Below are 20,902 nucleotides of genomic sequence, written 5' to 3' on the forward strand. Positions count from 1 at the left end.
TCGGTCGCGTAGCCCCCCGAGCGATCGGCGCCGGTGGCGCCTCTACACCCGTTCCAGCTCCCTGGGCGCCTCCACCTCGGACAGTCCGGCCCGCTCCTGCAGCCTGCGCAGGCCGCGCGGCGCCCACCAGGACGCGTCGCCGAGCAGCCGGAGCACGGCCGGGACCAGCAGCATCCGCACGACGGTGGCGTCGAGCAGCAGCGCCACGATCATGCCCGTGCCGATGAACCGCATGCTCGCCAGCGACGACATCGCGAACGCCCCGGTCACCACGCCCAGGAGCAGCGCGGCCGCGGTGATCATCCGACCGGTGCGCACGAGCCCGGTCCGCACGGCGTCCGGTGTGGACATCCCGTGCGCGCGGGCCTCGACCATGCGGGAGAGCAGGAACGTCTCGTAGTCGGTGGACAGCCCGAACACGACCGCGCCGATGAGCACCATCATCCCGGCCTGCGCCGGTTGCGGCGTGACGCCGAGGGCGTCGGCGAAGTGGCCCTGCTGGAAGACGAACACCAGCACGCCGAAGGTCGCCGACAGGCTCAGCGCGCTCATCACCACGGCCTTCACCGGCAGCAGGATCGAGCCGAACGCCAGGAACATCAGCACCAGCGTCGCGCCGACCAGGATCGCGATCATCCACGGCACCTGGGCGACGATGGCGTCGACGCTGTCGGCGACCATCGCCGGGAATCCGCCGACCAGCACCTCCGCGTCCGAAGCGACCGCGCGCAGCCCGTCGACGGCGTCGCGCGCCTCGTCGGAGGACGACTCGCCCGCCAGTGGCGCGGAGAAGGCGAAGACGTCGCCGTTCGCGCCCGTGGGCACGACGTCGAGCACGCCGGGGACCTGCTTGCCCGCGGCGACGAACGCGGCGGCGTCGGCCTGGTCCGCCCCGCGCAGCACGATCTCGGCGGTGTTGTCGCCCGCGCCGGGGAAGTTGTCGGCGATCACCTCGGCGGTGACGCGGTTCGGGTCGCCGGGCGGGAGCTGCTTGACGTCGTAGCCGCCGAAGCGGACGTCGCCGAAGGGCAGCGCGAGCACGACGAGCACGGCGATGATCGGCGCGGCGAACCAGACCGGCCGCCGCATCACCGCGTCGGCGACGCGGCCTAGCCAGCGGGGCTCGCCGGTGGGCGCGCGGCGCACGGCGAGCCTGTCGACGTTGCGGCCGAGGATCGCCAGCAGCGCGGGCAGCAGGGTCAGCGAGACGATCGCGGCGATCGCGACCGCGGACATGCCGCCGTAGGCCATGGACTTGAGGAAGTCCATCGGGAACACCAGCAGCCCGGACAGGGCGATGACCAGCAGCGTCGCCGAGAACGCGACCGTGCGCCCGGCCGTGGCGACGGTCCGGCGCACCGCTTCGCGCGGCTCGGCCCCGCCCGCGAGCTCCTCGCGGAACCGGCCGACGATGAACAGGCCGTAGTCGATCGCCATGCCGAGGCCGAGCAGCGTGGCGACGTTGACGGCGAAGTTGTTGACCTCCAGGCCCAGGCTCAGCGCGCGCAGCACGCCCAGCGCGCCGAAGATCGACAGGCCGCCGACGAGCACCGGCAGGGCTGCGGCGACCGCGCTGCCGAAGATGAACAGGAGCAGGACCAGGGTCACCGGCAGCGAGATCGCCTCGGCGATGACGAGATCGGCGTTGGACCGGTCGGTCATCGCCTGCTCGGTCGGCGCCTGGCCGCCGACGCGGGTCTCGATGCCCTCGACGGTGAGCTGGTCCGCGATGGCCTGGTAGTTGACCTGGCGGGTGTCGTAGTCCTCGCCCGCCAAGGTGATCGTGGCGAGGGCGAGCGTGCGGTCGCCGCTGATCAGCGTGGGGGCCTGGGTGCTCCAGTAGTCGACGCGCTGGGCGACCCGCTCCGGCGGGAGGCCGCTGAGCGCCTGCGTGACCCGGGCGGCCATGTCCGGGTCGTCGACCGTCCGGCCCGCTGGCGCGGTGTAGACCACGACGACATCGGCCGGGCGCTGGCCGAGCGCGTCCTGCATGATCCGGCTCACCTGCGCCGACTGGCTGCCGGGGTCCTCGTAGCCGCCCTGGGTGAGCTTGTCGAAGACGCCCAGACCCCATAAGCCGCCCGTCACCGTGACCACGAGGACGGCGACCAGCACCACCCACCGCCGCCGGTGCACCAGCGCGCCCCACCTCGCGAACATCTCCGCCGTCCTCCCGCCAGTGGTCATCCCGCGCGCCACCGACTACGGTGCGATAAACACGGGAATTGCCGTAAACGCCGTTTACTTGGTAACCACCGTACGGGTGAGTAAACGGTGTTCACAAGAGCTCGGAGTGACGCATGACGCAGGCCACACGCCGCGCGGACACCGATCGGGCGATCCGCGCCCAGGCCCGTGCGCTCCTCGTGCGCGACGGCCCGCAAGCGGTCACCCTGCGGGCGATCGCCCGCGAGATGGGCATCACCGCGCCCGCGCTGTACCGGTACTACGCCTCCCACGACGACCTCATCGAGCACCTGCGCGCCGACGTCTGCGAGGACCTGGCCGCGGAGCTGGCGCGGGACCTGGCCGAGCTGTCCGAGGACGACCGCACGGGCCAGGTCATGGCCGTCTGCCGCGGCTTCCGCCGCTGGGCGCTGGCCCACCCGCAGGAGTTCGTCCTGGTCTTCGCCTCGCCGTCGGAGGCGACGTCGAACTGCCCGGCCGGGCCCAACGGCGCCGACGTGCCGATGGACTCCTTCGGCCGGATCTTCCTGTCCGTCGCGGGCGGCGTGCTCGCCTCCGGCCCGCTGGTCGTGCCCCAGGACCGCGACGTGCCGCCGTCGCTGGCTGCCGACCTGACCGCGTTCCGGGGCGAGCTGCTGCGGGTGATCGCCGAGTCCGGGGTCGAGGTCCCGGAGGAGCGGCTGGGCCTGGGGACGGCCTACGTGATGCTGCAGGCGTGGGTCCGGCTGTACGGGCAGGTCGCGCTGGAGGTCTTCGGCCAGTTCCCGTTCCCGGTGACCGACCCGGAACCGCTGTTCGAGTCGATGCTCGCCGACCTGCTGCGCGAGGTCGGCCTAGGCGAGGACGGCCTTCACGAATAGGTCGGCGACCGCCCGCCCGTAGTCGGCCATGTCCAGGCCCTCCGCGGACCGCTCGGTAGCCCCGTCGATCGCCGAGCGGACGCACTGCGCGGTGACGGTCACGTCGATGTCGCCGAACACGCCCTCGGCCTTGCCCTGGGCCAGCTGGCGCTCCAGCCTGCCCACGCGGAAGTCGCGCAGCACCGGCGCGAAGTCGGCGACGTGCCTGCCGACCTCGACGATGGTCCTGGCGTAGGCCGGGTGCAGGCGCAGCAGGTCCACCTGGGACTCGATGTACCCGCGCAGCATCGCCACCCGGTCCGTCGTGCCCGCCAGCCGGGCGGCCATCAGCTCGTCGGCCCGGCCGATGGTCGTGGTCAGCAGCGTCATGAGCAGTTCGTTCTTGTCCTTGAAGTGGTAGGACACCAGCCGGGTGCTGCTCAGCCCGGCCTCCTCGGTGATCCGCTTGAAGGTGCACTGCGCGAACCCGTGCTCGCCGATGATCGCGATCGCCGTCTGGGCGATCTGCTCCCTGCGGGCTGTTACCTGCATGAGTAACAGAGTAACTCGGCTGAGTAAATCAGGCCAGGGTCGCGGCCTCGCGCAGCGCCTGGCGGACCGCGGCGATCAGCGGGTGGTTCTCCCGGCCCCGCCGCACGGCCGCGAAGACGCGGCGGGTGGGCGGGTCCCCCGCGACCGGAACGCCCCCGCGCGCTGCCGTCCTCGGGATCAGCGCGACGCCCACCCCGGCCGCGACCAGCGCGGCCTCGGCGGCGAAGTCGTCGGAGGTGTGGGTGATCCGGGGCGCGAACCCGGCGTGCTCGCAGGCCAGCAGGACCACGTCGCGGCACGGGTTCCCGGCCGACGGCGCGACCCAGTCGTCCTCGGCGAGGTCGGGCAGCGCCACCGCCCGCCCGGCCAGCCGGTGCCCCGGCGGCAGCACGGCGTCGAACGGCTCGGCGTAGAGCCGGTCCCTGGCGATCCGGCTGTCGTCGGCGGGCGCGCGGTACTCCTCGGTGACCGCGATGTCGATCTCCCCGTCGAGCACCATCGGCAGGCTCTCCTGCCCCTCGGCGTCGCAGACCACGACGGTGATCCCCGGCGCCCGCTCCCGCAGCAGGGCCAGCGCGGGCGCCACCACCTGCACGATCGCCGAGGCGAACGCGGCCACGCGCACCTTGCCCAGCTGGCCGGAGGCGTGCTCGGCCAGCCGGGCCTCGGCCCGGTCCAGCTCGGCGAGCACGGCGTTGGCGTGCTCGACCAGCAGCTCCCCGGCCGCGGTCAGCCAGACCCTGCGGCCCTTGCGCCGCAGCAGCTCCTGGCCAGCCTCGGCCTCCAGGGCGGCCAACTGCTGCGACACGGCGGAGGGCGTCAGGTGCAACGCCCTCCCGGCCGCGGTCACGGTCCCGTGATCGGCCAGCGCCCGCAGCACCCGCAGCCTGCGGGGGTCGATCATCTGCTGGTCCGCTGGTCGGGCATAGCGCCAGAACCTAGCCCAGCTTCTCCCGGGCCGCGACGAAGGCGTCGACGGCGCGGTTGACGTCCTCGGTGGAGTGGGCGGCCGACATCTGGGTGCGGATGCGCGCCTTGCCGTGCGGGACGACCGGGTAGGAGAAGCCGATCACGTAGACGCCCTGCTCCAGCAGCAGGTCGGCCAGCCGCGCGGCGCGGGCGGCGTCGCCGATCATCACCGGGATGATCGGGTGCTCGCCGGGCAGCAGGTCGAAGCCCGCCTCGGTCATGCGGGAGCGGAACAGGGCGGCGTTGGCGCGCAGCCGGGTCAGCAGCTCGGCGGAGGAGTCGAGCATGTCCAGGCAGGCCAGGCTCGCCGCGGTGATCGAGGGCGCCAGCGAGTTGGAGAACAGGTACGGGCGCGAGCGCTGCCGCAGGATCTCCACGATCTCCGCGCGCGCGGAGACGTAGCCGCCGCTCGCGCCACCGAGCGCCTTGCCGAGGGTGCCGGTGTAGATGTCGACGCGGTCGCCGACGCCGAAGTGCTCGGGGGTGCCCCGGCCGGTGGCGCCCATGAAGCCGACGGCGTGCGAGTCGTCGACCATGACCAGGGCGTCGTGGCGCTCGGCGAGGTCGCAGATCTCGTCCAGCGGCGCGAGGTAGCCGTCCATGGAGAACACGCCGTCGGTGGCGATGAGGCGGTAGCGGGCGTCCTTGGCCTCGACCAGGCGCGCCTCCAGGTCGGCCATGTCGCGGTTGCGGTAGCGCAGGCGGCGGGCCTTGGACAGCCGGATGCCGTCGATGATCGACGCGTGGTTGAGCTCGTCGGAGATGACGGCGTCCTCCGCGCCCAGCAGGGTCTCGAACAGCCCGCCGTTGGCGTCGAAGCAGGAGCTGTAGAGGATCGTGTCGTCGGTGCCGAGGAACTCCGAGACGCGCGCCTCCAGCTTCTTGTGCGGGGCCTGGGTGCCGCAGATGAAGCGGACCGACGCCATGCCGAAGCCCCACTCGTCCAGGGCGTTCTTGGCGGCCTCGATGAGCGTCGGGTGGTCGGCGAGGCCGAGGTAGTTGTTGGCGCAGAAGTTCAGCACCGGCTCGTCGCCCGCGACGGTCACCGAGGCGCGCTGGGGGCTGGTGATCACGCGCTCGGCCTTGTAGAGGCCGTCTGCCCGGATCTGGTCGAGGGTCGTGCGGAGGTTCTCGCGCATCGCGCCGAACATTCAGCTCTCCCAATCCATGATGACCTTGCCGCTGTGCCCGCCGCGGGCGGTGTCGAACGCGGCGGCGTGCTCGGTGTAGTGGTAGCGGTGGGTGATGACGGGGGTGAGGTCCAGCCCGGCCTGCAGCAGGACGGACATGGCGTACCAGGTCTCGAACATCTCGCGGCCGTAGATGCCCTTGATCGTCAGCATCTTGAGCACGACGGTGCTGAAGTCGACGGAGATCTCCCGCGAGGGCAGGCCGAGCATGGCGATGCGGCCGCCGTGGGTCATGTTCGCGATCATCTCGCGCAGCGCGGAGGGCTGCCCGCTCATCTCCATGCCGACGTCGAAGCCCTCGGTCATCTCCAGCCGGTCGTACACGTCGGCGATGGCGGAGTGGCTGACGTCGAGGGCGACGTCCACGCCGAGCTTGGCGGCCAGCGCCAGCCGGGGCTCGCTGACGTCGGTGATGACGACGTGCCGCGCGCCCGCGTGCTTGGCCACCGCGGCGGCCATCAGCCCGATCGGGCCTGCGCCGGTGATCAGCACGTCCTCCCCGAGCACCGGGAACGACAGCGCGGTGTGCACGGCGTTGCCGAACGGGTCGAAGATCGCCGCGACGTCGAGGTCGACCGGATGGCCGTGCACCCAGGCGTTCTGCTCGGGCAGGACGACGTACTCGGCGAACGCGCCGTCGACGTGCACGCCGAGCCCGATGGTGTTGGCGCAGAGGTGGCGGCGGCCAGCGCGGCAGTTGCGGCACGTGCCGCAGACGATGTGCCCCTCGCCGCTGACCAGGTCGCCGGGTTTGACCCGGGTGACCGCCGCGCCGACCTCGACCACCTCGCCGACGAACTCGTGCCCGACGACCAGCGGGGCCTTGATGGTCCGCGCCGCCCAGTCGTCCCAGGTGTCGATGTGCAGGTCGGTGCCGCAGATGCCGGTGCGCTTGACGCGCAGCAGCACCTCGCCGGGGCCGGGCCGGGGGTCCGGCACGTCGGCCAGTTCGAGCCCGGGGCCCGGGGCGCCTTTGACCAGAGCCTTCACGCTTGTCCTCCACGGGGTGTCTACCCGCGGAGTGTGGACCCGTGGCGCTGTGCGGTCCATCTGGAGTTTCTGCAGTGCTTGTTCAGCGTTCCTGCACAGGCGGCACGACCAGCCGGACCGTCCGGCCCGCGAAGTCGACGACGGTGCGCGGCGGGCCGTTGTCGCCGATCTCGTCGCGCATCATCAGGGAGTGCTGCTTGCGGTCCTGGTCGACCCGGCGGCTGGCCTGCAGCACCCCGGCGAAGTCCTCCAGCGCGGCCGCCGAGACCGGCAGACCGGCGCGCTTGCGCCGCCAGGGCAGCGCCTTCCCGAACGCCTCGACGGAGACGACGATGACGAGCAGGACGACGAGCCCGGGGATCGTCAGCGCCAGCAGCCAGCCCATGACCGGACAACGGCGGGCGCGGTCGCCCGGTTCCCGGCTAGCTCTCCCAGCTGACCTTCCACGGCCTGCGGACCACCATGTTCCCGATCCGCACGTACTTCGGCTTGCGCAGCGTCAGCGAGCCCGCCGTCACCGAGCCGGTCACCACGAACCGGGGCGTGCCCGCGCCCGCTGCCGTCTTGTTCGTGACGCTGCCCGCGATCACGTTCACCTCGTCGGCCAGCACCGACGCCCCGTCCGGCAGCAGCAGCTCGACCGCCCCGCCCGCGAGGTCGACCTCGACGTGCACCTCGGCGTGCGGGATCACCGCGTCGGTGAAGTCCAGCTCGGTCGAGCCCATCCGGTTGTAGATCCGCATGGACCGCGGGACCACCCACCGCCCGTCGCGCTTGGTCGAGGACATCGTGTTGCGGAACTCCACCGGCCTGGTCGATGCCGGACCGGAGTCCGTGTGCGTGATGCCCGGGAGGTCCACGAGCACCGCGTTCAGCTCCGCGCGCGTGCGCGAGGCCAGCGCCGTGTCGGTCCGCCGGGTGAACTCGTCGAGGTCGAGCAGCCCCCGGCCGATGGCCTTCTGCAGCACGGTGACGACGTGTTCGCGCTCGGCGTCCGACACGCGGAGGTCGCGGGGGTTGATGGGCGCTGGGTGCATAAGCCCAGGCTACTGCGGAGGCTCCTGGTCAAGCCCGTGTTCGATCGCATAGCGCGCCAGCTCGACGCGGTTGTGCAGCTGCAGTTTCCGCAGCGTCGACTGGACGTGGTTCTCCACCGTCCGGTGCGACAGCACCAGCCGCTCGGCGATCTTGCGCGCGGTCAGCCCCTTGGCCACCAGGCGCAGGACCTCGGTCTCGCGGTCGGTCAGGCGCGGGCTGTCGTCCGGCGGCCCGGCCGCCATCCGCCGGTACTCGCCCAGCACGAGCCCGGCCAGTCCCGGGGTGAAGACGGCGTCGCCCGCCGCCGTGCGCCGGACGGCGTCGACCAGCTCCTCCGCCGACGCCGACTTCACCAGGTACCCCGACGCCCCGGCCTTCACCGCCTCCAGGACGTCGCTGTGCTCGCCGCTGGCCGAGAGCACCAGCACCCGCACCTCCGGGGCCTCCGCGGTGATCCGCGCGATGGCGGGCACCCCGGACTCGCCCGCCAGGTTGAGGTCCATCAGCACGACCTGCGGCCGGACCGTCGCCGCGATCCGCACCGCGGAGTCCGCGTCGCGCGCGGTGGCGCGCACGTCGAAGCCGCGCTCGGTCAGATCGCGGGCCACGCCGTCGCGCCACATCGGATGGTCGTCGACGACCATGACGGTGATGCTCACCCGCTCCCCCGCTTCCCGGTCCGGCGCGGCACCCGCACCTCCCACTCGGTGCCCTCGTCGGGCGCGGTGTCCAGTGTGACGGTTCCGCCCAGTTCGGCCACGCGCCCCCGGATCGAGCGGGCCACGCCCATCCGGCCCTGCGCGGCCGCCTCGGCCAGCCGCGCCGCCGGGATGCCCACGCCGTCGTCGCGGATGCTCAGCACCACCTCGCCGCCCAGGTCCTCCAGCAGCACCCAGGCCCGCGCGGCCGCGCCCGCGTGCCGCTCGACGTTGGCCAGCGCCTCCCGCACCAGGTTGCTCAACTCGGCGGCGACCTCGCCGGAGACCACCACCGGCGTCGCGGGCACCGACACCTGCACCCGGTCGGTGGCCAGCACCTGCAGCATGCCCCGCAGGTCGACCTCCTCAGCGCCGGAGTCCAGCGGCGCGGCGGCCACCAGCGCGCGCAGCGCGATCTCCTGCCTGCCCGCCAGCTCGGCCAGCTCGGCGGCCTCCCCGCCCAGCTCGCGGCCCCGCTTGCCGACCCTGGCCAGCACCTGCAGCACGCCGTCGTGGATGGACCGCGCCAGCCGCTCGCGCTCCGCGGTCGCCGCCTCCACGCGCAACGCGCGCTCCAGCCGCTCCGCCGAACGCCGCGACGTCGTGGCTGCCAGGCCCAGCACGAACCCGACGCCGACGAGCAGCACCATGTCCCTGGTCAGGTCGGTGTCCACATAGCCGCGGACCGCGTAGTTGAGCAGCCCGACCACCGCGCCGAACGCGGTTCCGCCGACCGTCCCGCCGCGGACCGCGCCCACCGCCACCACAGCCGTCACCCACACCGTCGTCACCAGCGGCACGACCTCGACGCGCAACTGGTGGGCGGTCAGCACCAGCGGCGACAGCGCCATGATCCCGCAGCACACCGCGAGATCGACGGCGGTGAACCAGGCCGACGGCCGGGGCCGCAGGTAGTACCACGACGTCGCCGCCGTCCAGCAGGCCATCAGCCCGATCGTCGCCCAGGCCAGCGCCGTGTCCGCGTACTCGCCGTGGTGGGCGGCCACCACGCCCGCGGCGAAGCCGAGCGTGATGATCCGCAGCAGGACCGCCGCCCGCCACAGCGGGGTGAGGGGGTCCTTGCGGCTCATGTCCCGGGCACCACGCCGTCCTCGGCCCCGGGCACCGATCCGGTGTCGTCGAGGACGTCGACCTCGTCGGGCTCGGTCTCGTCGTGCGCCAGCAGCGAGCGGATGCCCGCGTTGAGCACGGCCAGCAGCGGCACCGACAGCAGCGCGCCCGCGATCCCGGCGGCCACCAGGCCCACCGCGATGGCCAGCACGACCGCCAGCGGGTGCAGCTTGACCGCCCGGCCGAGCAGCCACGGCTGCAGCACGTGGCTCTCGATCTGCATCACGCCCACCACGATCGCCAGCACCACCAGCGCGGGCACGAAGCCCTGCGCGACCAACGCGACCAGCACCGCGACCGTGCCCGCGATGAGCGCGCCGATGATCGGGATGAACGCGGTGAGGAACACCAGCGCGGCCAGCGGCACGAACAGCGGCACGTCCATGATCCACAGGCCGATGCCGATGCCGACCGCGTCGAAGATCGCCACGGCGGCCGTCGCGCGCACGTAGCTCACCAGCGAGGAGAACCCGCGCCGCCCGGCCACGTCGACCCGGTCGCGCACCGGGGCGGGCACGCCGCGCACGGTGAAGCGCCAGATCGCCTCGCCGTCGTAGAGGAAGAAGATCAGCACGAACACGGTCAGCAGCAGTCCGGTGAGGACCTCGCCGATGGTGGCCGCCGTCGTGATCGCCCCCGAGGTGATCTGCGTCTGGTTGGCCTTGATCGTGTCGATGACCGTGTCGAGGTAGCCCTGCAGTTGGTCCTGGCGCAGGTGCAGCGGCCCGTGGACCAGCCAGTCCTTGATCGTCTCCAGGCTCTCGTTCACCTGCTGCTGAAGGTCGGGCAGGCCGGTGGTGAACTCGGTGATCACGAACGTCAGCACGCCGCCGACGACGGCGATGCCGCCGACCAGCACGATCGCCGTGGCCAGCCCGCGCGGCACCCGGTACTCCACCAGCTTCGCCACGCCCGGGGCCATCAGCGCGGCCAGCAGCAGCGCGATCGCGATCGGGATCACCACGTGGCCGAAGTAGCCCATCAGCCAGATCACCACGTACAGCGCGCCGATGACCACCAGGAAGCGCCAGGAGAGCGCGGCCCCCACGCGCAGGCCCTGCGGGACGAGCGGGGTGACGTCAGGGAGCGGTTTCCTCGGGAGGTTCCTGCGGCCCGCGACGCGGTGACGGTTCATCGGTGTTCCCCAATCATCGCCGACACGGTATCGGCCGAATCACGTCGGACGCGACGAATTCTCTGATCTCATGGGACCCGTGTCCGAGTATGTGTCGTACGTCCCCCTCAGCGGTCTGACCGAGACCGAGCGCGAGGTCCTCGACGCCTTCGGCACCGGCTTCCGGCTCGACCTCGGCGGCCGCCGCGTCCGGGGGCAGGTCCTGGCCGGGATGCTGACCGGCGCCTACCCGCTCGGCGAGGGCGCGATGCCCGCGCTGCGCCTCGACGACGCCCGCGTCACCGGCCGGTTCGACCTGGAGGGGCGCACGGTCGAGACGGTGATCACACTGCGCGGCTGCGTCTTCGAGCGCACCCCCGCACTGCGCATGGCCCGGCTGGTCTCGCTGCACCTGCGCGGCTGCCAGGCGCCCGGGCTGCGCGCCCGCAATCTGCGCGTGGCCAGCGACCTCGTCCTGGAGGACGGCTTCACCTGCAAGGGCGCGCTCGACCTGACCGACGCCACCGTCGACGGCTCGCTGCGCATGATCGGCGCGACTCTGCGCCACCCCGGCGCGGGCGCGCTCCTCGGCGCCCGGCTGCGCGTGTCCGGCTCGGTCCAGGCGACCTCGCTGCGCGCCGAGGGCGAGGTCCGGCTGCGCGGCGCGCACATCGGCGGCAGCGTGCACCTGACCGGCGCGCGGCTCTCCCACCCCGATGGCGATGCGCTGGAGGCGTCCGGCCTGGTCGTCGAGGGCAACCTCTTCTGCGACAGCACGGCCCGCACCCACTTCGACAGCGCGGGTGTGGTCCGGCTGACCGGCGCGCGCATCGGCGGCGACGCCGTGTTCTCCGGCGCGCAGCTGCATGACGGCGTGCGCGACAAGGCAGTTCTCGTGGTCCCGCACGGCAAGGCCGCCGACCGCACCGTCCTCGACGGCGACCGGCTGCGCGTGGAGGGCGACGTCAAGCTCGACGCCGGGTTCACCGCGCTGGGCTCGGTCGCTGTCCGGGGCGCGCGCATCGGCGGCCATCTGCTGCTCTCCGGGGCGCGCATCGGGGACCCGTCGGTGGTCGCCGAGTTGTCAGCGTGCTTCAGCGCGGCGCGCGCCGTGGAGCGGGTGCCGGTCGCGCTGCTGGCCGACGGCATCGAGATCGGCGGCGACGTCGACGCGCGCGGCGGCGACTGGTTGGGCCGTGACACCGACGGTGATCCGCACGGCGCGCTGCGCGCGTACGGGCAGGTGCGGCTGGTGGACGCCACCGTGCACGGCAGCGCGAGCCTGTCCCGCGCCCGGCTCTACGGTCCCGCGATCGACGTCCTGTTCGCCGACCGGCTGCGCGTCGGCGGCACGCTGTTCCTGCGCAAGGTGCGCGTCAGCGGGTCGGTGCGGCTGCAGAACGCCACCATCGGGTCCAGTTTGGACTGCTCGGGCGCGCGCCTGCACAAGCCGAGGCTGCGGCCCAACGGCACGGTCAAGCCGTCGCTGGACGCGCGCGTGGCGACCATCGGCAAGGACCTGTTGTGCAGCCGGGGGTTCCAGGCCATCGGCGGCGTGCGGGTGCGGCTGGTCGAGGTCGAGAAGATGGTCAGCTTCGCGGGCGCCCGCCTGGGCGGGCGCACCCATCCCGACCACCACCGCACGGACAAGGCGCTGTCTGCCTACGGCCTCACCGCGCATGAGCTGGTGCTCGTGTTCCCGGAGCGTTGTCCGCCGAGGGGAGCGGTGATCCTGACCCGGGCGCGGGTCGTGTCCGTGACCGACGGCCCGGCGCTGTGGGCGGCGACCGGCGGCGTGGACATCGAGGACTTCGCGTTCGAGGCCATCTCCGCGCAGCCGGAGGTGCCCGTGCGCACGCGGTTGGCGTGGCTGCGCGCGGTGCAGCCGGACTTCGCGCCGGGACCGTACGAACAGCTCGCCGCCGTGTACTCCGACGGCGGCGAGGAGGAGCTGGCGCAGAAGGTCCTCCTTGAGCGCCAACGCCGCCGCTACGCCGAACTGCACATCGCCGGACGGATCTGGGGCAAGCTCCAGCACGTCACCGTCGGCTTCGGATACCGGCCGTGGCTGGCGATGCTGTGGCTGCTGCTGTTCTGGCTGGTGGGCACGTTCTGGTTCTCCTTCAACGTGATGGAGCGCCTGGACTCCGACCAGAACCCGGTGTGGAACCCGCCGCTGCTGGCCACCGACCTGCTGCTGCCCATCATCGATCTGGGGCAGGACAACAAGTGGCGCATGGTCGGGCCGTCGCAGTGGGTCTCCGGCGGGCTGATCGCCGCGGGCTGGATCCTGGCCACCACCGCCGCGACGGGCGCGACCCGCGTGCTGAAGCGGAACTGAGCCGCCCACCTGCGCCGTGCGCGGAACGTGATCTGTGGAAACACGCTGTGTTGGTCACACGATCAGGTGGGCATTCCCGATCACACGTGCATAACGGCCCGCCCGGATGAAAGTGTCTGCCCTGCACGGCGTTTCGCCGCGCGCCGCATGGCCGACAATCGCGAAGGAATCCCACCGTGGACCCAGTGCGCACCGGACGGACCGCCACCCGGCGGCTGTTCGCCCGCGCGCTGCTCGTCCTCGGCGGCGCGGCGGCGGCCTGGGCGCTCGGCACGGCCACCGCGGCCGCCGACACCGGTGTGGACCTCGTCGCAGACCTCGGCGCGGTCGTCGAGTCCGCTCCCGAGCGCGTGCTCACCCACGACGGCGTGGCCGTCGTCGAGAGCGCGCTCACCCACCTGCACGTGGAAGACGGCGCCAAGGCCGCCGTCGACCGCTTCGACGAGGTCGGCGAGACGGTCGCCGAGCACTTCGGCCACGCCGCGCCCGGGCAGCAGGTCGACGACCTGCTGCCCAGCCTCCCCGATCTCTCCCCGCTGCCCGGCTCCGCCGCGGCGGACGGCCCCCTCGCCGTCGCGCCGGAGCCCGGGCGGCCGGTCGCCGTGCCCGCTGCCGGAGGGCAGCGGCACGGCGAGCCCGGCGCGTCGGCGGACACCTCCGCCGACGCGCGGTCCGTCACCCGGCGGGGTCCGCCGGAATCCTCGGTCGAGAAGCCCATCACCCAGCACGGCAACGGCACCCCGCTGGCTCCGCTGACGCTGCCCGCCCCCGCCCACTCCGGGCACACCGGGGCGAGCACGGGCGACGCGCCGCAGTCCGGCCTGCTGTCCACGGCTCCCCTGGCGACCGAGCCCGCCCTCGCGCACACCCCGAGCGCCGCCCGGGCCGACGAGCCCGCCGCCGTTCCCGCGCAGCCCGGCGTCACCCCCGACTGAACTCCCGCGCGGCCGCACCAGCAGCAGGCGCACTCCCCTTCCTGCCCAGGCCGCGCGTTTTCCCCCCGGCGGGCAATTCCGCACTCCCTGTTCCGGGCGCGATATCCGGGCGCTTTCCCCGGCGTCCGTTCCGCCCCACTACCGCGAACTCGCGGAAACCGATGAAGGAGATCACCAGAATGCAAACCTGGGCGAAGCGCGGCATACAGACCGTGCTGGTCACGGGTGGCGTCATGATGCTGGGCACCGGCATCGCGGCGGCCGACGACACCATCGATCCGGACGCGCCGCCCTCGGCGCTGGACGCGACGGTCAAGGTGCCGGTCCGCATCGACCGCAACGCGATCGGGACGCCCATGGGCAGCAGGCACCTGCCCTCGGTGCGCCGCGACGTCAGCGTCGCGCCCGGCATGGCGACGAGGAAGCTCCCCGTGTCGCGCGACGCGCACGACGACGACCTGTTCAAGGACAACCAGGCCGTGGGCACCGTGATCCTCCCCGCCAAGGCGACCGGCAACGCCGTCGCGCTCGGCGGCGACGTCAGCGTGGCGGACACCTCCAGCCAGCACGTCTCCCACCACCAGGACGTGTACGCCGACGGCAGCGACGAGACCCTGGCAGGCAACGTCGTGCGCCTGGCCTACAGCCTGCCGATCGACGTCAGCGGCAACGCCTTCGCCGTGGCCGACGACGCCGCGGTGGTCAGCTCCAGCCAGCAGAGCGCGGTCAACGAGGGCGACGTCACCACCAACGGCGACGACGGCGTCATCTCCGGCAACGTCTTCGCCGCGCACGGCGCGACCCCGGTGCAGGCCACCGGCAACGCCGTCTCGCTGGCGGGCACCGCGAGTGCCGCGGCCGCGGCGGAGTCGACCGCCAGCGCGGGCGGCGCCATCGAGACCAGCGGCGTCGACAGCCTCGCCTCGGGCGACGCGGGCGGCGTCCCGGTCGCCGTGCCGGTGCGCGCGTCCGGCAACACCATCACCAAGCTCGGCATCGCCGAGTCGCTGTCGTCGAGCAGCAGCCAGGCACACGCGGGCGACGAGAAGCCCGACCTGTTCCGCGTGCCGACCTACATCCAGACCGACGGCAAGCAGGGCGCGACCGCCTCCGGCAACGGCGTGCAGACGCCCGTGTCCGGCCCGGTCGCGCTGGACTGCAACGGCGTGGGCGACGTGGGCAACACCGCGTCCCAGTGCGAGACCACCAGCGCCACCACGGCGGGCGGCGGCACGCGCACCTTCGGCGACGACTCGGTGGTGTCCGGCATCGTCGGCGGCACGCCGGTCGCGCTTCCCGTGCAGGGACAGGACAACTGCGGCGCGCTCGTGGGCAACTGCGACACCGCGGGCGTCAACGAGGTCAGCTCCGCCGCGGGCGGCGACACCTACACCCGCGGGCACGACAGCGTGCTCGGCGGCACCAGCCTCAGCGTCCCCGTCGCCGGTCCCGTCGACGCGTGCGGCAACGTCGCGGGCGCGGGCGGGCTCGCCACCGCGGTGTGCGGCAACACCTCCACCACCGAGGCCGGCGGCAACACCGGGACCACCGGCGACGACTCCGTCTTCGGCGGCAACAACGGCTCGGTCCCGGTCGCCTTCCCCGTCGAGGGGCTGGGCAACGTGGTCGGCGCGCTCGGCGACGCCGAGTCGGTCGTCAAGGAACACAAGGTGTCCTCGGCCGGCGGCGGCAACAACACCAACGACGAGGCCGCGACCGGCGGGGCGAACCTGGTGACCGTGCCGGTCGCCGGGCCGCTGCAGGCGTTCAGCAACGGCGCGGGCGTCGGCGGCAACACCCAGTCCCAAACGGACGGTTACAGCGATGTCACCGCGGGCGGCCCCTCGCGGGCCAAGGGCACGCTCGGCACGCTGTCGGGCAACATCGCGCAGACGCCGCTCGCGGTGCCGACGCAGCTGTTCGGCTCCGGCGCCTCGCTGGTCGGCAACGGCAAGCACGTCGCGGCGAACGACACGTCGTCGACCTCCGGCGGGAACGCGGTGACCGACGGCACCGACGGCAACATCTCCGGCAACCTGATCACCGCGCCGGTCGCCGCCGCCCTGCAGGGCTTCGGCGTCGCGGGCGCGGTCGCGGGCGACGAGGAGGCCGTGGGCGCCAACCAGACCGACACCACCGCAGGCGGCGACGGCGCCACCAGCGGCGCGGACGGCAACATCGCGGGCAACATCGTCGGCCTGGAGGCCCTGCCGATCGTGCAGGCCTTCGGCGACGGCGTCGCCGCGGTCGCCGCCGACGCGATGGGCGTGGGCGCCAACAAGACCGAGGGCCACTCCGGCGGCGACCTCACCACCAGCGGCGAGGGCGGCTACCTCGCGGGCAACGTGCTCGACGTGCCCGCCGCCACCCTGGCCCAGGTCCACGGCAACGCCGTGGCCGCGGCCGCGGCCGACGCCGTGGGCGCGTCCGACAACGTCACCACCGGCTCGGCGGGAGGCGACTCGAACACCGACGGCGACACCAACGACCTGTCCGGCAACGACGGCCAGCTCCCGCTCGGCCTCGAGCTGCCGATCTACGACGTGCCGATCGAGGTCCTGGCCGACGCGATCGCCGACGGCAACCAGTTCACCGACGTCACCGTCGGCGAGGAGGAGCCGCTCGGCGTCACCCTGCCGAAGGCCGGGGCGCTGGAGGCCACCAAGCCGCCCGCGCTGCCGAACCTGTCCGCCCTGCCCTACCCGGGCGGCCACGGCACGTCCCGCTTCGACCGCCCCGACCCGCTGAGCGCCCTGCTCGGCGACGGCGTCGCGGGCAGCCTCGGCGAGCTGACCTCCCTGTTCAACCCGGGCATGGCCCGCAGCAACCACAACCCGCTGGACGGCCTGCTGGGCGGCGCCAACCCGCTGAGCGGCCTGCTGGGCGGCGCCAACCCGCTGAGCGGCCTGCTGGGCCAGGACCCGCTGGGCGGCGTGCTCGGCCAGAACCCGCTGGGCGACGTGGCGAGCCTGGACGGCATCCCCGGCCGCACCGGCCTGCCGCTGGCCGACGGCCTGCCCGGCCGGGTCACCGCCGACATCCAGAACCCGCTGGCCACCTCGGGCGGCCTCGCGGCCGTGGACAACGTGCCCGCCATCGCAGGCGGCCTGCTCGGCGGCACGGGCGCCGCCCGCGCCGACGAGCCCGGCAGCCCGCTCGACGGCCTGACCGACGCCCTCCCGCTGACCGGCCTGTCGGCCCCGACCGGCCGCGCGGACCTGCCCACCGGCGGCAGCCCCCTCGACGGCCTGACCGGTGGCCTGGGCAACCCCTTGGACGCCCTGTCCGGCCTGACCGGCGGAGTCGGCCGCACGGACCTGCCCACCGGCGGCAACCCGGTGGACGCCCTGACCGACACCCTGCCGCTCAACGCCATCCCCACCGGCAGCAGCCGCGCCGACCTCCCGACCGGCGGCAGCCCCCTCGACGGCCTGACCGGCGGCCTGGGCAACCCCTTGGACGCCCTGTCCGGCCTGACCGGCGGTGTCAGCCGTTCCGACCTGCCGACCGGCGGGAGCCCGCTGGAGGGGCTGACCGGTGGTCTGGACGCCCTGTCCGGCCTGACCGGTGGCGTCAGCCGCACGGACCTGCCGACCGGCGGGAGCCCGCTGGAGGGGCTGACCGGCGGCCTCGACGCCCTGTCCGGCCTGACCGGCGGTGTCAGCCGCACCGACCTGCCGACCAGCGGCAACCCGCTGGAGGGCCTGACCGGTGGTCTGGACGCCCTGTCCGGCCTGACCGGCGGTGTCAGCCGCACCGACCTGCCGACCAGCGGCAACCCGGTCGAGGGCCTGACCGGCGGCCTCGACGCCGTGACCGGGGGCCTCGCCCGGGCGGACCTGCCCATCGGCACCACCCCGCTCGACGGGCTGGCCGGCGGCGTCTCCCGCGCGGACTCGCCCCTCGCGGGCAACCCCCTCGCCGGGCTGCTCGGCGGCGAGCAGAACCCGCTGGCGGGCCTCGGCGGGGTGACCGGCGGGGTCGGGCAGACCGACAACCCGCTGGGCGCCGCCCTCGCGGGCACCTCCGTGCTGGGCGAGATCCTGGGCATGGGCAGCGTCACCGGCCGTGCCGACCTCCCCGGTGGCGGCAACCCGCTGGAGAGCGTGACCGACGCCGTGAAGAACCCGCTGGGTGACCTCGCGGGTCTGGGCGCGGGCCGGGAGCGGTCCGGGCTGCCGCTGCCGGGCAGCCCCGTCGACGGCGTCAACACCCAGGTGAGCAACCCGCTGTCCGACGCTGGCGAGCTGCTCGGCCTCACCGGCCCCGGCTCGGAGATCCCGCCGACCGGCGGCGTCGTGGAGAGCGTCCTCGACGGCAGCTCGCCGCTGGGCGACCTCGGCGACCTGCTCTCCCTGGGCGGCCTGACCGGCGGCGCGCCGCGTGCCGACGTGCCGACCGACAACCCGCTGTCCACCCTGCTCGGCGGCGACTCCCCGCTGGGCGACCTGGGCGACCTGCTCGGCTTGGGCGGCCTGACCGGCGGCGGCACCGGCCGCGCCGACCTGCCGACCGCGGGCGACCCGCTCGGCGGCGTGTTCGGCGGCGACCCGCTCGGCAGCCTGCTGGGCGGCTCCGGCTCGGAGTCCCCGCTCGGCGACCTGGCCGACCTGCTCGGCCTGGGCGCGCTCACCGACGCGAGCCAGGCAGGCCTGCCGATGGCCACCGACGCCCTCGGCGGCCTGACCGGCGGCGGCACCGGCCGCGCCGACCTCCCGTCGGTCGACAACCCGCTCGACGGCGTCACCGGCGACCTGGGCGAGCCCCTGTCCGAGGTCGACGACCTGGTCAACCCCAACGGCCTCACCGGTAAGAACCCGGTGTCGGCCACGTTCCCGCAGACGGCCGACCTCGTGGGGCCCGTCGAGCAGTCGCTGAACCTGTTCGAGGCCATCGACAGCGTCACCAGCACCGTCGGGGTCTCCGGCGCCGCGCCGAGGCACTACCGCCCCGCGCACCGGGCCGACGACCCGCAGCACCTCGACCCGAAGCAGTACCCCGACTCGCTGCCCAGCGGGATCGACTTCGCCCTCGACACCATGACGGGGAACGGTGTGGACCTGCAGCGCACCCCGGTGGGCGGCCTCGGCGCCCTGACCGGCACCACCTCGCCCCGCTCCGGCAACCCCATGTCGACCCTGGTTGACGGCGTGCTGACCAGCACGACCATGGGCGTCATGCGGAACCCGCTGGAGGGGAACTCCCTCGACGGCATGAGCGTCGCGCAGCACACGCTGGGTGACACGACCCTCACCATGCCGCGCCTCGACGACGCGATGACCGACGTGCTGTACCTGCTCGGCTCGCACGACTCGCCCGCCGACCAGTTCACCAAGGGCGTCCACCTCGGCGGCCTGAGCGGCAACCACTCCTACGGCGTCAACGGGCTCTCCAACCCGACCGACCCGCTGGCCGACACCGCGATCCTGCCCGCACCCCGCGTCGCCGCCCCGGCCATGCCCGGCCTGGACGACGCGCCCGGTCTGGACAACCTGGAGGGGGCCTTCTCCGGCCACCTCGTCCAGACCCCGTCCGTGGACCGCCTCCCGGTCCAGACCCCCGCGCTGTCGGGTCTGGACACCAGGGCGGCCCTCCCGGCTGCGCCCGGCTCCTCCCTGGCCGACACGCAGTCGAGGCTGACCGGACTGGTCGGCCGCAACCCGATCGGCTGACCACCGATCCACCCAGTGGACGGGCCCGGGAGCAACGCTCCCGGGCCCGTCCCGTGTCCGGCCCCTGATGACGCCCTGACGCCGCGCTGACGCGCGATCGACTCGACACGGAGGGTGCCGGCAAGGTGGACCCCAAGTTGCGGCCGCGACGGACTCCACACAGTTCTCAACGAAGGGGAAGCGCGTGAGCGACCTGAAGGAACTCGTCGACCGCTACATCCAGCTCTGGAACACCACCGACGCCGAGACCCGCGCCGCCCAGGCCGCCGAGGTCCTGACCGACGACGTCGTCTTCGTGGACCCGGTCATGGAGGTCCAGGGCCCGGCGGCGATCAGCGCGGGCATCGGCGCGGTGCTCGAGCAGGTCCCCGGCCACGAGCTGACCCTGCTCGGCGCCGTTGACGCCCACCACGGCATCGCCCGCTTCCGCTGGCAGATCGCCCCCGCGGGCGGCGGCGAGTCCGTCATCGAGGGCTTCGACGTCGTCGTCGCCGAGGAGGGCAGGCTCAAGGGCATCTACGGCTTCATCGACAAGATGCCCGCCGCCTGAGCGCGTCGTCCAGTTCGGACACCAGCTTCAGCTTCGGCCGCGCGCCGACGAGTGCGGTGAGGGGTTCGCCCGCGTCGAAGAGGATCAGGGTGGGCAGCGACATCACCTGGTAGGTCCGTGCGGTCAGCGGGTTCTCGTCGGTGTCGAGCTTGAGCACCGCCAGGTCGCCCGCGCGTTCGCGGGCGATCTCGGCGAGCACGGGAGCGATCATGTGGCAGGGCGGGCACCAGCGCGCCCAGAAGTCCACGAGGACGGGGATCCCGCTGCGCAGGACGTCGCGCTCGAAGGTCGCGTCGGTGACGGCGGTCAGCACGACGGCTCCGCGTGGCAGGGACCGGGCTGGCGGGCCAGCGCGCCCGCCAGCTTCCGCACCAGGTCGGCGCGGACGGCGGTGAGCCGGTCGAGGCACGCGTCGACCTCGGCGAGCTTGCGCCGGTAGACGTCGATGGACGCCGGACACGCGTCCCCCGCCGTGTTGCCCGCGCGCAGGCACTCGACGAACGGCCGCGTGTCGTCGAGGCTCAGCCCCACGGCCTGCAGCGTCCGGATCTCGGTGACGAGCCGGACGTGGTCCTCGCCGTACTCCCGGTACCCGTTCGCCGAGCGCTGGGCGGGCAGCAGGCCCTGGGACTCGTAGAAGCGCAGAGCGCGGACGGTCGTGCCCGCCCGCCGCGCCAACTCGCCGATTCGCATGCG

General features: G+C 73.5%; 17 protein-coding genes. 5 read left to right on the forward strand and 12 right to left on the reverse strand.

Annotated elements, in window-relative coordinates; translation table 11 throughout:
• Nucleotides 1–42 precede the first annotated feature (42 nt).
• Nucleotides 43–2,160 (reverse strand): MMPL family transporter, encoded by a 2,118-nt coding sequence (locus IEY98_RS04895; protein ID WP_189209039.1) that lies wholly within the window; start codon nucleotides 2,158–2,160, stop codon nucleotides 43–45.
• A gap of 140 nt (nucleotides 2,161–2,300) precedes the next feature.
• On the opposite strand from IEY98_RS04895, the gene IEY98_RS04900 reads away from it, so the two are divergent.
• Entirely contained in the window at nucleotides 2,301–3,047 is a 747-nt protein-coding gene (locus tag IEY98_RS04900) for a TetR/AcrR family transcriptional regulator (protein WP_189209040.1), read from the forward strand.
• On the opposite strand, the gene IEY98_RS04905 is transcribed toward IEY98_RS04900, so the two are convergent.
• The 9 genes from IEY98_RS04905 to IEY98_RS04945 form a co-directional block, all read right to left on the reverse strand.
• A complete protein-coding gene (locus tag IEY98_RS04905) occupies nucleotides 3,021–3,578 on the reverse strand; it encodes a TetR/AcrR family transcriptional regulator (protein ID WP_189209041.1) in 558 nt (185 codons plus the stop codon). The genes IEY98_RS04900 and IEY98_RS04905 overlap by 27 nt on opposite strands.
• Before the next feature lie 28 nt (nucleotides 3,579–3,606).
• Nucleotides 3,607–4,482 (reverse strand): LysR family transcriptional regulator, encoded by an 876-nt coding sequence (locus tag IEY98_RS04910; protein ID WP_189209042.1) that lies wholly within the window; start codon nucleotides 4,480–4,482, stop codon nucleotides 3,607–3,609.
• A 34-nt stretch (nucleotides 4,483–4,516) separates the two neighbouring features.
• Nucleotides 4,517–5,698, reverse strand: a complete 1,182-nt coding sequence (locus IEY98_RS04915) for a glycine C-acetyltransferase (RefSeq protein ID WP_189209043.1) — start codon at nucleotides 5,696–5,698, stop codon at nucleotides 4,517–4,519.
• Nucleotides 5,699–6,727 (reverse strand): L-threonine 3-dehydrogenase, encoded by a 1,029-nt coding sequence (gene tdh / locus IEY98_RS04920; RefSeq protein ID WP_189209044.1) that lies wholly within the window; start codon nucleotides 6,725–6,727, stop codon nucleotides 5,699–5,701.
• An 82-nt stretch (nucleotides 6,728–6,809) separates the two neighbouring features.
• The gene (locus tag IEY98_RS04925) at nucleotides 6,810–7,112 is read right to left on the reverse strand and encodes a DUF6191 domain-containing protein (protein WP_189209045.1); all 303 of its coding nucleotides are present in this window, start codon (nucleotides 7,110–7,112) and stop codon (nucleotides 6,810–6,812) included.
• Between the two features lie 37 nt (nucleotides 7,113–7,149).
• Complete coding sequence (locus IEY98_RS04930; RefSeq protein WP_189209046.1) at nucleotides 7,150–7,764, reverse strand: DUF1707 SHOCT-like domain-containing protein; 615 nt, start codon at nucleotides 7,762–7,764, stop codon at nucleotides 7,150–7,152.
• A 9-nt stretch (nucleotides 7,765–7,773) separates the two neighbouring features.
• On the reverse strand, nucleotides 7,774–8,409 hold the full coding sequence (locus tag IEY98_RS04935) for a response regulator (RefSeq protein WP_189210061.1): 636 nt from the start codon (nucleotides 8,407–8,409) through the stop codon (nucleotides 7,774–7,776).
• 11 nt (nucleotides 8,410–8,420) lie between these two features.
• A complete protein-coding gene (gene macS / locus IEY98_RS04940) occupies nucleotides 8,421–9,554 on the reverse strand; it encodes a MacS family sensor histidine kinase (protein ID WP_189209047.1) in 1,134 nt (377 codons plus the stop codon).
• Nucleotides 9,551–10,729 (reverse strand): AI-2E family transporter, encoded by a 1,179-nt coding sequence (locus IEY98_RS04945; RefSeq protein WP_189209048.1) that lies wholly within the window; start codon nucleotides 10,727–10,729, stop codon nucleotides 9,551–9,553. Before IEY98_RS04945 ends, macS begins: the two co-directional genes overlap by 4 nt.
• A gap of 79 nt (nucleotides 10,730–10,808) precedes the next feature.
• Between IEY98_RS04945 and IEY98_RS04950 the strand changes: the two genes are divergently transcribed.
• From IEY98_RS04950 to IEY98_RS04965, 4 genes are all read left to right on the forward strand, one after another.
• Entirely contained in the window at nucleotides 10,809–13,049 is a 2,241-nt protein-coding gene (locus IEY98_RS04950; RefSeq protein ID WP_373292321.1) for a translocation/assembly module TamB domain-containing protein, read from the forward strand.
• A gap of 176 nt (nucleotides 13,050–13,225) precedes the next feature.
• Complete coding sequence (locus IEY98_RS04955) at nucleotides 13,226–13,984, forward strand: hypothetical protein (protein WP_189209050.1); 759 nt, start codon at nucleotides 13,226–13,228, stop codon at nucleotides 13,982–13,984.
• A 179-nt stretch (nucleotides 13,985–14,163) separates the two neighbouring features.
• Complete coding sequence (locus tag IEY98_RS04960; protein WP_189209051.1) at nucleotides 14,164–19,656, forward strand: beta strand repeat-containing protein; 5,493 nt, start codon at nucleotides 14,164–14,166, stop codon at nucleotides 19,654–19,656.
• Nucleotides 19,657–19,840: 184 nt separating this feature from the next.
• On the forward strand, nucleotides 19,841–20,206 hold the full coding sequence (locus IEY98_RS04965; protein WP_189209052.1) for a nuclear transport factor 2 family protein: 366 nt from the start codon (nucleotides 19,841–19,843) through the stop codon (nucleotides 20,204–20,206).
• Here IEY98_RS04965 and trxA read toward each other — a convergent pair.
• Both trxA and IEY98_RS04975 read right to left on the reverse strand, forming a co-directional pair.
• The gene (gene trxA / locus IEY98_RS04970; RefSeq protein ID WP_229786590.1) at nucleotides 20,181–20,519 is read right to left on the reverse strand and encodes a thioredoxin; all 339 of its coding nucleotides are present in this window, start codon (nucleotides 20,517–20,519) and stop codon (nucleotides 20,181–20,183) included. The genes IEY98_RS04965 and trxA overlap by 26 nt on opposite strands.
• Complete coding sequence (locus IEY98_RS04975) at nucleotides 20,513–20,899, reverse strand: MerR family transcriptional regulator (RefSeq protein ID WP_189209053.1); 387 nt, start codon at nucleotides 20,897–20,899, stop codon at nucleotides 20,513–20,515. The genes trxA and IEY98_RS04975 overlap by 7 nt, the downstream gene beginning before the upstream one ends.
• Between the last annotated feature and the right edge of the window lie 3 nt (nucleotides 20,900–20,902).

It is taken from the genome of Actinokineospora fastidiosa, assembly GCF_014648415.1.
Lineage (GTDB): Bacteria > Actinomycetota > Actinomycetes > Mycobacteriales > Pseudonocardiaceae > Actinokineospora > Actinokineospora fastidiosa.

Excerpts from the sequence above, each read along its gene's own strand:
- IEY98_RS04895 (WP_189209039.1), bottom strand. The coding sequence starts at position 2,160 with ATGTTCGCGAGGTGGGGCGCGCTGGTGCACCGGCGGCGGTGGGTGGTG.
- IEY98_RS04900 (WP_189209040.1), top strand. The coding sequence starts at position 2,301 with ATGACGCAGGCCACACGCCGCGCGGACACCGATCGGGCGATCCGCGCC.
- IEY98_RS04905 (WP_189209041.1), bottom strand. The coding sequence starts at position 3,578 with ATGCAGGTAACAGCCCGCAGGGAGCAGATCGCCCAGACGGCGATCGCG.
- IEY98_RS04910 (WP_189209042.1), bottom strand. The coding sequence starts at position 4,482 with ATGATCGACCCCCGCAGGCTGCGGGTGCTGCGGGCGCTGGCCGATCAC.
- IEY98_RS04915 (WP_189209043.1), bottom strand. The coding sequence starts at position 5,698 with ATGTTCGGCGCGATGCGCGAGAACCTCCGCACGACCCTCGACCAGATC.
- IEY98_RS04925 (WP_189209045.1), bottom strand. The coding sequence starts at position 7,112 with ATGGGCTGGCTGCTGGCGCTGACGATCCCCGGGCTCGTCGTCCTGCTC.
- IEY98_RS04930 (WP_189209046.1), bottom strand. The coding sequence starts at position 7,764 with ATGCACCCAGCGCCCATCAACCCCCGCGACCTCCGCGTGTCGGACGCC.
- IEY98_RS04935 (WP_189210061.1), bottom strand. The coding sequence starts at position 8,409 with ATGGTCGTCGACGACCATCCGATGTGGCGCGACGGCGTGGCCCGCGAT.
- macS (WP_189209047.1), bottom strand. The coding sequence starts at position 9,554 with ATGAGCCGCAAGGACCCCCTCACCCCGCTGTGGCGGGCGGCGGTCCTG.
- IEY98_RS04945 (WP_189209048.1), bottom strand. The coding sequence starts at position 10,729 with ATGAACCGTCACCGCGTCGCGGGCCGCAGGAACCTCCCGAGGAAACCG.
- IEY98_RS04960 (WP_189209051.1), top strand. The coding sequence starts at position 14,164 with ATGCAAACCTGGGCGAAGCGCGGCATACAGACCGTGCTGGTCACGGGT.
- IEY98_RS04975 (WP_189209053.1), bottom strand. The coding sequence starts at position 20,899 with ATGCGAATCGGCGAGTTGGCGCGGCGGGCGGGCACGACCGTCCGCGCT.